General features: G+C 68.8%; 16 protein-coding genes. 6 read left to right on the top strand and 10 right to left on the bottom strand.

Annotated elements, in window-relative coordinates; translation table 11 throughout:
- Nucleotides 1-684 precede the first annotated feature (684 nt).
- The 7 genes from ACRVYW_RS05845 to ACRVYW_RS05815 all read right to left on the bottom strand — a co-directional run bounded on the left by ACRVYW_RS05845 (nt 685) and on the right by ACRVYW_RS05815 (nt 5279).
- Nucleotides 685-960 carry a metal-sensitive transcriptional regulator gene (locus ACRVYW_RS05845; RefSeq protein WP_247961551.1) on the bottom strand — a complete coding sequence of 92 codons (276 nt, stop codon included), beginning with the start codon at nt 958-960 and terminating at the stop codon, nt 685-687.
- Nucleotides 961-984: 24 nt separating this feature from the next.
- Nucleotides 985-1257 (bottom strand): YgaP family membrane protein, encoded by a 273-nt coding sequence (locus ACRVYW_RS05840; RefSeq protein WP_247961552.1) that lies wholly within the window; start codon nt 1255-1257, stop codon nt 985-987.
- Complete coding sequence (locus tag ACRVYW_RS05835) at nt 1250-2941, bottom strand: FAD-dependent oxidoreductase (RefSeq protein ID WP_431802638.1); 1692 nt, start codon at nt 2939-2941, stop codon at nt 1250-1252. The genes ACRVYW_RS05840 and ACRVYW_RS05835 overlap by 8 nt, the downstream gene beginning before the upstream one ends.
- A complete protein-coding gene (locus ACRVYW_RS05830; protein WP_247961554.1) occupies nt 2938-3324 on the bottom strand; it encodes a thioredoxin family protein in 387 nt (128 codons plus the stop codon). Before ACRVYW_RS05830 ends, ACRVYW_RS05835 begins: the two co-directional genes overlap by 4 nt.
- A 61-nt stretch (nt 3325-3385) precedes the next feature.
- Nucleotides 3386-3748: a rhodanese-like domain-containing protein gene (locus tag ACRVYW_RS05825; protein ID WP_247961555.1), complete on the bottom strand. Its 363-nt coding sequence runs from the start codon at nt 3746-3748 to the stop codon at nt 3386-3388.
- Nucleotides 3749-3774: 26 nt separating this feature from the next.
- Nucleotides 3775-3999: a YgaP-like transmembrane domain gene (locus ACRVYW_RS05820; RefSeq protein ID WP_247961556.1), complete on the bottom strand. Its 225-nt coding sequence runs from the start codon at nt 3997-3999 to the stop codon at nt 3775-3777.
- Nucleotides 3996-5279, bottom strand: coding sequence for an MFS transporter (locus ACRVYW_RS05815; RefSeq protein WP_431802635.1), 1284 nt, complete (start codon nt 5277-5279; stop codon nt 3996-3998). Before ACRVYW_RS05815 ends, ACRVYW_RS05820 begins: the two co-directional genes overlap by 4 nt.
- 105 nt (nt 5280-5384) lie before the next feature.
- Between ACRVYW_RS05815 and ACRVYW_RS05810 the strand changes: the two genes are divergently transcribed.
- The 4 genes from ACRVYW_RS05810 to ACRVYW_RS05795 all read left to right on the top strand — a co-directional run bounded on the left by ACRVYW_RS05810 (nt 5385) and on the right by ACRVYW_RS05795 (nt 8669).
- Complete coding sequence (locus ACRVYW_RS05810; protein ID WP_431802633.1) at nt 5385-6086, top strand: hypothetical protein; 702 nt, start codon at nt 5385-5387, stop codon at nt 6084-6086.
- Nucleotides 6087-6253: 167 nt separating this feature from the next.
- The gene (locus tag ACRVYW_RS05805; RefSeq protein WP_431802631.1) at nt 6254-6859 is read left to right on the top strand and encodes a copper resistance CopC family protein; all 606 of its coding nucleotides are present in this window, start codon (nt 6254-6256) and stop codon (nt 6857-6859) included.
- 41 nt (nt 6860-6900) lie between these two features.
- A complete protein-coding gene (locus tag ACRVYW_RS05800) occupies nt 6901-7440 on the top strand; it encodes a copper chaperone PCu(A)C (protein WP_247961560.1) in 540 nt (179 codons plus the stop codon).
- Entirely contained in the window at nt 7440-8669 is a 1230-nt protein-coding gene (locus ACRVYW_RS05795) for a Dyp-type peroxidase (protein ID WP_431802629.1), read from the top strand. Before ACRVYW_RS05800 ends, ACRVYW_RS05795 begins: the two co-directional genes overlap by 1 nt.
- A 200-nt stretch (nt 8670-8869) precedes the next feature.
- On the opposite strand, the gene ACRVYW_RS05790 is transcribed toward ACRVYW_RS05795, so the two are convergent.
- Nucleotides 8870-9082, bottom strand: a complete 213-nt coding sequence (locus ACRVYW_RS05790; protein ID WP_431802627.1) for a hypothetical protein — start codon at nt 9080-9082, stop codon at nt 8870-8872.
- 83 nt (nt 9083-9165) lie between these two features.
- Here ACRVYW_RS05790 and ACRVYW_RS05785 point away from each other — a divergent pair, with 83 nt between their 5' ends.
- Nucleotides 9166-9303: a hypothetical protein gene (locus ACRVYW_RS05785; protein WP_431802626.1), complete on the top strand. Its 138-nt coding sequence runs from the start codon at nt 9166-9168 to the stop codon at nt 9301-9303.
- 513 nt (nt 9304-9816) lie between these two features.
- Entirely contained in the window at nt 9817-10809 is a 993-nt protein-coding gene (locus ACRVYW_RS05780) for a Fic family protein (protein WP_431802624.1), read from the top strand.
- Nucleotides 10810-10982: 173 nt separating this feature from the next.
- Here the strand turns inward: ACRVYW_RS05780 and ACRVYW_RS05775 are convergent, their stop codons facing one another.
- Nucleotides 10983-12074, bottom strand: coding sequence for a CU044_5270 family protein (locus ACRVYW_RS05775; RefSeq protein WP_431802622.1), 1092 nt, complete (start codon nt 12072-12074; stop codon nt 10983-10985).
- Nucleotides 12040-12648 (bottom strand): RNA polymerase sigma factor, encoded by a 609-nt coding sequence (locus tag ACRVYW_RS05770; protein ID WP_431802620.1) that lies wholly within the window; start codon nt 12646-12648, stop codon nt 12040-12042. The genes ACRVYW_RS05775 and ACRVYW_RS05770 overlap by 35 nt, the downstream gene beginning before the upstream one ends.
- Between the last annotated feature and the right edge of the window lie 46 nt (nt 12649-12694).

The raw sequence follows: 12694 nt of genomic DNA, 5'->3' as shown, positions 1-12694 counted from the left end.
CGGTCGGCATCGAAGGCATGAGCGTATTAGCGGATTCCCATGCGGCCAGCATCCCGACGCAGGCGCAGCCACGATCACCGCATCCCACGCCATGGGGAGAACGCGCCCGAATCCACCGCTGTGGAGGAACGGAGGCCTTCGCATGGCCCCGCCCCTGGAGACCGAGGGATATGCCCTCGCGGTCTCACGGGCAGCGGCACTGAACCTTCGCCCGGTCCAGCCGCAACCGAGCAGGTTGATGAGCGGGATCGGCGCCCGAGGCGGTCGGCGGATCAGAGGGTGGCGCGGTGTCGTCTGGCACACCGTCTCGCGACTGAACTCGAAGCGGCTGGGGTCAGCGGCCGAAGAGCCGGGTGAAGATGTTTCCGCGCTGCGCTTTCGCGGCGGCGATCTCCTCGGGGGTATGCCGTCCGTTGCACCACTGGTGCGCAGGGACGCCTCGTCGGACCTGGTTGATGTGCTGGCCGCATCCGGTCCAGGTGGTCTTTCCGCAGGTCTTGCAGGTCGTCGCTGAGCACATGGTCACGCCTCCTGGCAGTGGCAGCGGTCGGCTTCGGGCACTCCGGCGAGTGCGGTCTCGATGTGCTGACCGCAGCCGGTCCAGGTCGGTCGGCCGCAGCGTGAGCAGGTGACTTGCTGGCACATGGGCGTTCTCCTCCGTTGTCTTGTCTGTGGGGTCCGTGGTCAGGCGAGCATCATGAAGAGCTTCTCGAGCTCTTCGGTGGTGATGCCGTCTTCGGCGAGGGCGGTGTCGGGGTCGGTGAGGCAGTCCTTCATGGCGGTGGACACGATCGCGAAGCCGGCCCGGTCGAGGGCGCTGGAGACGGCGGCGAGCTGGGTGACGATATCGCGGCAGGGCTTCTCCTGCTCGACGGCGTTGATGACGGCGTCGAGCTGGCCGCGGGCGCGGCGCAGGCGGTGCAGGATGCGGCGCTGGACGTCGGGGTCGGTGGTGCGCATGGGGTTCCTCTCGGTCGGAGACGGTCAGGTGATGTCGATGTGCTGGCGGGCGTCGGTGTAGCCGAGGGTGTTCTGTTCGACTGTCTCAGCCTGACGGGTGCGGAGCAGGTCGGTGGGGCACCAGCCGGTGATCGCGCCGACCGCGAGCAGGATCGAGCAGACCCCGGCCGGGATCGCACACCAGGGCTGGCCGGTCATGCTCAGCGCGAACGCGCCGACGAACAGCGCGGCGATGCCCCGGACGATCCGATCGGCGGGCGACGTCGCGCAGGCCCGGACAGTGCGACGCTCAGGCATCCTGCATCGCCCCTTCGAAGCGCAGCAGTTCGCCGGCGCGGTCGCCGAGCACCGCCCGGAGCGTCAGGATGCCGCCCGACAGGGAGGCGGAATCGAACCCGGCCTGCGCGAGGACGCGGTGCGCGATCGCGGAGCGGACTCCGGAGGCGCACATCACCCGGACGGGACGCCCCGCGGACGCGGTGCCGACCTCGTCGAGCCGTTCGCGCAGCTCGGTGTGAGGGATGTTCAGCGCGCCGGGCAGATGCCCGGTGGCGAACTCCGCCCTGCTGCGCGTGTCGAGGACCAGCGAGTGCGCGAGCACCTGGTCCACGTCCTGCGCGTACCAGAGTGCCAGAGTGCCAGTGCGGAGGTTCTCTCCGACCATGCCGGCGAGGTTCACCGGGTCTTTGGCCTGGCCGTAGGGCGGCGAGTAGGCCAGGTCGAGGTCGATCAGGTCGTCCACGCTCATGCCGGCGCGGATCGCGGAGGCGAGCACGTCGATGCGCTTGTCGACCCCCTCTGCGCCGACCGCCTGCGCGCCGAGCAGCAGCCCGTCGGCCTCGCGGAAGTGGAGGATCAGGTGGAGCTGGGCCGCGCCGGGGAAGTAGCCGGCGTGCTGGTTCGGATGCAGGTGGATCGTCCGGTAACCGACCCCGGCCGCGTCCAGCGCGGCACGGTTCGCGCCGGTCAGCGCGGCGGTGACGGACCCGATTCGGACGATCGCGGTGCCGACCGGGTGCGGGATCGGCCTGGCGGTGCCGGGTCGGAGGATGTCGTCGGCCACGAGTCGTCCGGCGCGGTTGGCCGGTCCCGCCAGTGCAACCGGGCGGCGGATGCCGGTGACGGCGTCGGCGCTGACCGTTGCATCGCCGACAGCCCAGACGCCGGGGATCGAGGTGCGGCCGTGCTCGTCGACGACGATCGCGCCTCGTTCGCACTTCACTCCCGCGGCCTCGAACACGGCGGTGTCGGGTCGGACCCCGACGGACAGGACGATCAGGTCCGCGGGCAGCAGCGTGCCGTCGCCGAGGGCGACCAGGTCGTGCTCGGCGCCCTGCTGGATGCCGGTCGCAGCGATCCCGGTGCGGGTGCCGATGCCGAGTTCGTGCAGCTCGCCCGTCACGAGCGCGGCGAGCTCGGCCTCCAGCGGGGGCAGGACGTGCTCGGCGAGCTCGACCACGGTCACGTCCAGCCCCTGGCGGGCGAGGGCTTCGGCCGCCTCGATGCCGATGAACCCGGCGCCGAGCACGACCGCGCGCCGCGCTCCGGCCTCGACCTGCTCGCGCAGAGCAAGGGCGTCATCGACGGTGCGCAGGGTGCGCACTCGCGGAGAGTCCAGACCCGGGATCGGGGGTCGTGCGGCCTGCGCACCCGGCGAGAGCACGAGCGCGTCATACCCGATCCGCGTCCTCCCGTCCGGGGTGTCCACGGTCACGACCCGCTGCTCGGGGTCAAGTCCGGTGACGTCGTGGCCTGTGCGCACGTCCAGGTTCAGCGCGGCGTGAAGCGACTGCGGGGTCTGCACGAGCAGCTTCGCGGGGTCGGCGATCTCCCCGCCGACGAAGTAGGGCAGTCCGCAGTTCGCGTAGGAGACGTGCTCGCCGCGTTCGAGCACGATGATCTCCGCCGACTCATCCAACCGCCGTGCGCGGGCGGCGCAACTCATGCCGCCGGCGACGCCTCCGACGATGACGATCCTCATCGCGCCGTCTCCTGCTGGCTCTGCTGAGCCTGTGCGGCGACCTGGGCGCGGACCTCGTCCATGTCCAGGTCGCGCACGGCGGCGATCACCTGTTCCAGTTGCGGGGCCGCGAGGGCGCCGGGCTGGGCGAACACCAGGATGTTCTCGCGGAACGCCATCAGGGTCGGGATCGAGGTGATCCGGAACCCCGCGGCGAGTTGCTGCTGCGCCTCGGTGTCGACCTTCCCGAACACCACGTCCGGGTGGGTAGTCGAGGCGGTCTCGAACACGGGCGCGAACGCGCGGCACGGGCCGCACCACGCAGCCCAGAAGTCCAGGAGCACGATGTCGTTCCCGGCGATGGTGGGTTCGAGGTTGTCGAGGGTGATCTCTCGGGTAGCCATAGCTCGAGTATACCCCCAGGGGTATCGGGATGCGAACATGCGTGGTCGCGCGGGCTGACGCTCACTCGGTGACGATGTCGATCCCGGTGGCCGTTGATGCATCGCTGAGGGCGCCAGCGTCGATGACATGCTCGAATCCGTGGTCGCGCATGATCGAGGCGGCCTGCGCGGAGCGGTTGCCCGACCGGCAGTAGACGACATACTCGTCGTCTGCGGGGAGCTCGGCGATGGTGTCGGCGAATGCCGGGGAGGAGACGTCGATGTTCACCGCGCCGTCAAGGTGCCCTTCGGCGTACTCAGCCGGAGTTCGGACGTCGATGATGACGGCATCCTCACCCACGGTCACGGGGGCAGGGCTGGAGCAGCCGGCCAGGGTGAGGGTTGCGGCGAAGGCGAGCGAGAGCAGGGTGAGGAGCGTGCGCATGATGCGTGTCCGTTCGTTCGGGCCGGTCAGCGGCCAAGGGCGGCGCGGAAGTCCTTGCCGCGCAGGGGCTTTCCCGCGAGCGGCGCGATCAGGCACACGTCGAGTGCGCCGACGAGGACGAACAAGAGCCCGGGCGCGGCGAGCAGCCACCACCAGCCGCCGAGGATCGCGCCCAGCGCGATCAGGACGGCACCGACGATGGCGCGGGTCCACCGTCCGGGAGTGGAGCTGAGGAAGGCGAGGATGGTCATGGGGTTCTCCGATTCGTTCGTGCGGTCCAGGCCAGGACCGCGAGGGTGATGAGAATGACCACGGCGCTGGCAGCGCCGAGGCCGAGATAGCCGATCGCGGCGAGCGCGACCCCGGCGAGCAACCCGCCCGCAGCACCGGCGAGGCTCATCAGCGTGTCCGAGGCGCCCTGGGCGGCAACCCGCTCGGCGACGGGGGTGGCGGCGACGATCATCGCCGACCCAGCCACGGTCGCGGCCGACCAGCCCAGGCCGAGCAGGATCAGCCCGATCACGGTCACCATGTGGGCGTCGCCGCTGAACCCGGCCAGCAGCGCCGAGACCAGCAGCGTCACCATCCCGCCCGCGGCGACGATGCGCCCGCCGAGCCGGTCGGTGAGCACGCCCATCACCGGGGCGAGCGCATACATGCCCGCGATGTGCAGGCTCACGGTGAGCCCGACGATGGTGATCGAGGCGCCGTGCCCGGTCAGGTGCACGGGCGTCATCGACATCACCGCGACCATCACGGCATGCGCGGCGACGATGCCGATCAGCCCGGCTCGCGATCCGGGGTGGGACCACAACGCCCGGATGCCCTGCCGCAACCCCGGCCGCGGACCTCCCGGCACAGGCGCAGCCGTGACCGCTCCGTCGGCTCCGGCCAGCGGTTGCCGACCGATGAGGACGAGGTAGGGGTCGGGTCGGAGGCCGATCCAGATGACGGCCATGCCCACCAGCATTCCGGCCGTGGAGATCACGAACAGCCCGGACAACGCAGGAATGCCGAGTCCGGCTGCGAGTGTCCCGCCGGCGCCGATGAGGTTCGGGCCGGCGACCGCGCCGATCGTGCTCATCCAGACCACGAGCGACAGGTCGCGCCCTCGGTGCTCGGTCGCGCTCAGATCGGTCGCGGCGAATCGTGCCTGCAGGTTCACCGCGTTCCCGAATCCGATCAGCACCCCCGAGGCGACCAGCAGCCAGAAGGCCCCGCTGACGGCGGCGAGCACGACGCCGACAGCTCCCGCAGCGCCGATCAGCAGTCCGGTCGACAGGGCGATCCGACGACCCCTGGCCAGGGCCAGGCGCATCAGCAGCGCCGAGGCGACTGCCGCGCCGAGCGTCATCGTCGTGGTCACCGAACCAGCCCACGCCTCCGACCCCGACAGCTCGACGGCAAGCAAGGAGCCGGTCGACACCACCGCGCCGGTGCCGACACCGCTGAACACCTGGGCGAGGGAGAGCAACAGCAGCGTGCGCCGCTGCACCCGGCGACGCGCGGGCGTGATCGTGGGGGTCGACATGCTCCGAATATACCCCCCACCGTATAATGGGGCATAGTCGGAGGTGCTCCATGCGCCCGCCGCGGGCTCCTCGGAGGGGCTCGGCCGATCCTTAGGATGAGATTGATGAGACCTCGCACTGCAGAAGCAGCCCGAGACGGCGAGCCCGTCCCGGCGCGGCTGCGCGGGGCGCGTCTGTCTCGGCAGGCGCGCGCCGGGAAGGCGCTGCTCGTCGCGGTGTTCTCCACCTTGATCGCGCTGATATCGCATGTGCTCGCCGGAGGGTCCGTGCCGGAGATGCTGGGCATCCTGGTGCCGTTGGCGCTCTCGGTGTTCGTATGCCTCCCGCTGTCCGGGCGCGTCCTGTCTCTGCCGGGGCTGGTGCTCTCGGTACTGTCCAGCCAACTCCTGTTCCACTGGCTGTTCGTGCTCGGCACTACCGGCCCCGGAGCGTTCCTGATCGAAGACGCCCCCGCCGGCCACGCCGGGCATCATGCGCAGACGATCACACTGCTGCACACCGGGACCGAGATGGCTCCCCACATGGATCACCCCGACGGCGGGATGTGGGTCGGGCACGGTATCGCAGCGGTGGTCACCATCCTGCTGATCCGATGCGGCGAAGCCGCCCTCGTCGGCCTGTGGCAGCTCACGGCAATGCTTGTGCGCACGCTGTTCCCGCGACTGCCTCGTCCGGCTGCCATCCGGGTCGCCCTGCCGCGGCTGGTGGGCGATTTCCTGAACCAGCGCCCCTTCGCGCATCTGCTGCTCGGGGCGTCGATCTCCCGCAGAGGGCCACCGCGCTCCACTCTGCTCGCGTTCTCCTGACGCACCGGGTCGCACACGCCCCGGGAGCGTGCGGCTGGCGTCCGTTCCGACCCTTCGGGGCGTGAACCTCAACCAGCCGGCTCTTTCGCGGTCGACCGTCGCCGACGGTAACGATCTGGCTCTCACCCTGGTGCGGCGCTGCCGTGCCGATCAGCATTGGACGCACCATGTTACGACCCGTTTCCGGGTGGATACGCATCGTCGCGGCCGCGCTCGCGGTCGCCACAATGACCAGTGGCCTGCTCTGGATCGCGGAGCCTGCCCAGGCTCATGACCAGCTCGTCGCATCGACCCCGGCCGACGGCGAAGTGCTTCAGGCTCCACCGGAGGAGGTCGTGCTGCAGTTCTCCGGAGAACTCATGGAGCTCGGCGGCATCATCATCGTGACCGACGCCGCCGAGCAGTCGTGGACCGAGGGCGACCTCGCCTACGACGACACCAGGGCGCGGATCGCACTGCAGGGCGGCATGCCCGACGGCTGGTATGAGATCCGATGGCAGGTCGTCTCTCGCGACGGGCATCCCATCAGCGGGATCATCCCGTTCGCCGTCGGAGATGCCGGCGAACGGCCGTCACCGGCCGCCACGGCGCCAGGAGCAGCGAACGGGCAGGACAGCGCAGACACCCGAGAGCCGGGAGTGCCGGGGGCGATACGGATCGTTCTCATCGGTCTTGCCGGCGCCGTCATCGCAGGCGGTGGCTACTGGATCGCCAGTCGCTTCCTCCGCCGACGCGTCACCCAACACGGCACGGACGAGCCCGGCTCTCCGTGAACACACCCAACCCTTTCTGAACGACATAAGGAACCATTCTGATGAACACACTCACCGTCCGCCGTCCGGCGGTCGTCTTCGCGCTGGCCGCCGCCGCTGCGCTCGCTCTCGCTGGATGCGCGACAACGACGCCCGACCAGGCCGCTGGCCCGACAACCGCCGGGCAGAGCGTCACGATCACCGACGCCTGGGTCAAGGCCACCGACGAGGGCATGTCCGCCGCCTTCGGCGAGCTCGCCAACAACGGCGACGCCGACGTGACCCTGGTCTCGGCCACCAGCACCGCCTCGACCTCGATGCAGTTGCACGAGACCGTAGACAACGGCAGCGGCTCGATGGTCATGCAGGAGAAGGACGGCGGCTTCACCATCCCGGCCGGCGGCGCGCTCACGCTCGAGCCGGGCGGCAACCACCTCATGCTCATGGGCCTGACCGCCCCAATCGTCGCAGGCGACGAGATCGAGTTCACCCTGACGTTCTCGGACGGCTCCGACTACACCTTCACCGCCCCGGCGAAGGACTACTCCGGCGCCAACGAGACCTACACAGGTGACGACATGAACATGGGCGGGGACGACTGATGCCCCAAGCCCAGGACGCCGGTTCCGGGCGCGGCGTGAACCGGCGACAGCTCCTCCTCGGAGGGGCTGCCGCCGGCCTCGGCGCCGCCGCCGCGATCGGCGCAGACTTCGCCCTCGCCTCCCGCGATCGCGCCTCTTCGACATCGGCAGCCGACGCCGACGCGATCACCAGGAGCGACGCTGTCCCATTCCACGGACCCCATCAGGCCGGCGTCGCGACCGTTCCGCAGGCCCACACCGCGTTCATCGGGCTCGACCTCGCACCGAGCACGAGCCGAGACGGGCTGCGCCGGATGATGCGCATCCTCACCGACGACGCCGCGCGCCTCGCCCAGGGGGTCGCCGCTCTCGCCGACTCCGAACCGGAGCTCGCGATCGCGCCCGCACGCCTGACCGTCACCTTCGGCTTCGGCCCCGGTCTCGTCGCCCGCGCGGGAGGAACCGCCCCAGGCTGGCTCGCCCCGCTGCCCGTGTTCTCGATCGACCAGCTCGAGGACGCCTGGAGCGGCGGGGATCTGCTCATCGAGATCGCCTCCGACGACCCGGTCACCGTCGCACACACCGCCCGGATGCTGCTCAAGGATGCTCGCCGCTTCGCGACCGTGCGCTGGCGGCAGGACGGCTTCCGCCGCGCCCGCGGTACCGAACGATCCGGCACGACCATGCGGAACCTGTTCGGACAGGTCGACGGCACCGTCAATCCCGTCCCCGGAACCGAGGACTTCGACTCCGTCGTCTGGGCCACCGACGGCTGGCTAGCCGGCGGCACCGGCCTCGTCATCCGTCGCATCCGGATGACCCTCGACACCTGGGACGAGCTCGACCGCGTGGGGCGCGAGGCATCGATCGGCCGAACCCTGTCGAACGGAGCACCGCTCACAGGGGCGAACGAGACTGATGAACCCGACTTCGCCGCCACCGGCACCGCAGGGTTTCCCGTCATCCCCGACTTCGCCCACATGCGGCGCGCCCGTGGCGACGGCACCGAGCGCATCTACCGACGCAGCTACAACTACGATCTCCCACCCAGCGGCGACGGCATCTCTGAGTCAGGGTTGATCTTCGCGTCCTACCAAGCCGATGTGACCGCTCAGTTCGTTCCCATCCAGCGCCGCCTGGACGAACTCGACCTCCTCAACCAATGGACCATCCCCATCGGCTCCGCCACCTTCGCCATCCCACCTGGCTGCGAGAGCGGCGGATACATTGGCGAAGGACTCTTGAGATGATTGCTCCGCTGAAAACTGCCGCTCGGACGCTACTTCCTCGCTAGGGATTTCGCTGGCTCAGTCGTCCCTCGCACCTGGCTCCTGGCCCGAGCCGGTCCATGCTCTGCGCGGGGCCGAGTCGGAGACCGCAAGGCCCGAGCACAGCGAGCGGATTGCAGCCTCCGACTCTTTCCGCGCTCTGGGAGAGCGGACGAGTCCGGCTATCCGGCGCGGCCCTGGCGTCCCGGTGGGAGCAGCCCGCGGGCGCGGGCGCGGGTGACCCAGCCCTGCGCGGTGGAGAGCGCGACACCGCTGATGTCGGCCATCGTCGCTGACGGGTTCGGGTCGCCCTTGGCGGCGAGCCTGCCGTGCTGGAGGGCGACTAGCTCGTAGAAGTCGGGCGTCTTCTTCGGGTCACCAAGGGGCTTGAGCAAGTCGCGCTCGGACACCTTGCGGCCGGAGGGCAGGACGATCCTGCCGCCGGTGATCGGAGTACCTGGGCGACGATGCGCGCACCGTGCTCGCGGTCTACGCGCACGTCCTCGGCGAAGGCCAGCGCCGCGACCACGTGCGCCGCCTCGCGGCCGCCGAGGAGTTCGGCCGCAGCGGGGGTCACCTGGGGGTCACCTCGAAGGGTCCGAGCCTCGGACTCTGACCGCCAGCACCCAACAGTCGAGCCGCGAAAATGGCTCCTGACCTGGGGAAAATGGCGGAGACGGAGGGATTTGGAATCGCGCCGATGGCAATCGAAGTCAACTGAAACCGCGTGATTCCGCGGGTTCTGACCCCGGCGGCGTCCGTTTCGATCAGGTCGATTCGGTTCGATTCGTGGCAGAAACGTGGCAGCGATTGAGGAGCGATCCCGCGGCCGCGCGCCGCTTTCAGCACGCGATTTCAGCCTACGCCGATTCAGGCTCGACGATCATTTCGAGGGCTTCGACCGCTCCGCGCCGCGTCTCAAAACGGTCGAGGATTCTGGGCGGAAGCTATCTCCTCACGAAGACCCGGTCCTGTGCGTTCAGACGCCTGACGGACTTGAGTTTGTCGTTGTTGACTAATCAGTGGTCAGCGATGACAACATGCTAAGTTGTCGATGTTGATTTAGGGCGGAGCGGTGATGACAAATTCTACGAGTGGGCGGCCGGGACGCGGACGACCGAGCCGTGAAGTGATCTACAAGCGTTTCGCGACCGCAATCGATGAGCTGGCGAACTACGGCGGGCTGCCGAAGCCCTACGAAGCCAAGTCGCTGTGGGATCAGCTGTGGCATCTTGAAGCTCACCACTCGACAGCGATCGAGGGAAACACTCTCGTCCTCCGCGAAGTCGAGACCCTGCTCGAACAGGGGCGCGCTGTGGGGGCGAAGGAGCTGAAGGATTACATGGAGGTCCTCGGATACGCCGAAGCCGCCCGGTGGGTATACCAGCAGGCCGTCGCCCCGGATGAGTGGTCGCACGACGGTCTGGTCACCGTCACCGAGGTTCGGCGCGTCCATGCTCTCGCCATGGCGAAGGTGTGGGAGGTGGCGCCACACCCGGATGCGCATGACACCGAAGGGCCAGGCAATTGGCGGCAGCATGAGATCCAGGAATTTGCGGGCGGCATGAAGCCCCCGACCTTCCCGCTCATCCCGTCCGAGATCACCGCGTGGGTCGATCGAGCAAATCACTTGCAAGAACAGATCAGCGATGGATCACTCACCATCGCCGCGGTTCCGGAGGAGCTGGCCCGGCTGCATCGCGAGTTCGAGTGCGTCCACCCGTTCATCGATGGCAACGGACGCAGCGGAAGACTCCTGCTCAACCTTCTACTCATCCGGCTCGGGTGGCCGCCCGCGATCATCCTCAAGGAACAGCGACGGAAGTACCTCCGCGCACTCGAACGCTCGGATCAAGGGGATGACGGGCCTCTGGCAGAGGTGATCAGCCGCTCCGTCGTCGACAATCTCCATCGGCTCATCCCGAACATCGCCGGCCCTGCCAAGTACGTGCCTCTCGAGGCACTCGTCGACGACGATTTCAGCCTCGTCGCCTTAAAGCAAGCCGCATCGCGCGGGCGCCTCGAAGCCATCATCGGGAGCGACGGCCGGTACCGGTCGAGCAAGTCTGCTCTCGAGGAGTACAAGGCATCAAAGTACTCACGTGGCGAGAAGAAGCAATAGTCGGCACGCGCTTCACCACATCGATCCCCCTCACGGGTCGCGAGGGGAATCGATGTGGTGCAATCAGCGCTGGTCGCTCATCGCATGAGGTCGGTGCAGGTCGAGCGGAATCACAAGCGACTCCGTCGGAGGGAGGATGAGACTCGTCGGTTCGACTCCGACAGTTGTCCCGGTCAGCATTGCCCGGTCTCCGGGTTGACGGTCATCTTCCCGCACACCGATCCGCCCTCGGGCGCCTCGTCGACGACCGAGGAGGTGACGCTCGTCCAGCGCACCGCCGTGCCCGCCGGTACGCCGTCCCGGTCGCGGAGGAGGACCTCGCGATCGCCGATGAACGTGCCGGTATCGGGGTCGATGATGATGTCCACCCGGGTGCCCCACGCGTCCTCGACGCGGCCGATCGCGACCCCCGTGCGGCCGTCAAGGGTGGCTTGATCGCTGATGAACGTGACGCCCGGGATCATGGCCGCAGCCTTGTACATCGCGGCGCGCAGGTCGGCGGGCACGTTCCCGGCACGGAGACGGTCGGCCATGTACACGAGAGCCTCGGTGTCGGGCGAGGGACCGGAGCCGAGGGTGACACGGTAGATGTAGTTGAGCAGTCGATACGGGTCACGCGGAAGCTGGTCCAGATCGGCAAACCCCGCCCCGGCGTCACCCCCGTAGAACGCGCCCCCAGGTGCCCGGAGAAGATCCCCAGCCTCGAATGAACCTGACGAGGAGGACACGGCTTCCCACCACGCGTTCGCCACCTGCTCGGACTCCGGACCGAATGTCGCCGCGATGGATTGCGGACCGCGGACCCACACCCAGTCATCGGAGGGATCTGCGGGGCGGTAGAGAGTGTCATCGGACGCGTACTGGTACGACGCCACAACATCACCGATACCTCCGCTTGAGAGGTGTACGCCCCTGGTGTTGACCCTCAGATATTGGCCGGGCTGCACCGCGGGATCGACTGAGGTGATCGCGGCGGCGCTCGCCTCGTCGAGCACGGCGGCGGCAGCGGCATCCGCCCCACCACGCCAGCCAGCGAGGCCGACCACGTCCGTCAGCACGAGCCCCGCCACCAGTGCCGCGGCGCCGACCGTACTGAGTCCGCCGATCGCAAAGCGTCGGGCGCGTTTCGGTCGGCGCGACGTGCTGATGTGCGGCTGGGCGGAGCCGGAGGCTGCGTCTAGGAGCGCCGCCCTGCCCCGGTGCAACGTCGACTCCGGCGGTTCGGTCTCGCTACGCGTGTTGCGCAGCAGCGTCAACTCGTCCATGTTCCTTCTCCAGTTCGGGATCGTTGGTGCCGGCCGCGGTCCGCAGGATGCGGCGGGCACGATTCAGGCGTGAGCGGACGGTGCCGATCGGCACGTCGAGAGCGCGTGCGATGCCCGCGTAGTCGAGGTCGCCCCAGGCGTACAGCAGCAGGGTGTCGCGGTCGGACGCGGGCAGGCCACGCAGCGCCGAAGCCAAGCGCCGCGTGAGCCGTGCCGCGTCCAACCGCGCGCCCGCCTGCTCGATCATGTCGGGCGAGAGCTGCGCCGCGAGATCCGCGACCATGCCCTTCCATGCCCGCGCTTCCAGCCGCACATGCTTATGCATCAAGCGGGTGGCGATCCCGAACAGCCAGGGGCGAGCATCGACGATCGCGAGGTCGTACGCTGCTCTCTTCTCGAAGGCGACGAGGAACGTCTCCGACATCACGTCCTCGGCGCTGCCCTCTCCCAGCCGCTGCGCCGCGTAGCGGTAGATCGCCGGCGCATGTCGATCGAAGAGCAACGCGAACGCACCTGTCGACGACGGGTGAAGACTGACCCCGAGGCGACGTTTGAGTCTTGACCCCTCCGACACTCTTGGAGGGTGATTTCAGTGGAAGATTGGGCGGAGATCCGCCGGC

The organism is Microbacterium sp. bgisy203 (genome assembly GCF_965345155.1).
Classification (GTDB): domain Bacteria; phylum Actinomycetota; class Actinomycetes; order Actinomycetales; family Microbacteriaceae; genus Microbacterium.
This window is presented reverse-complemented; position numbering and strand designations above follow the sequence as displayed.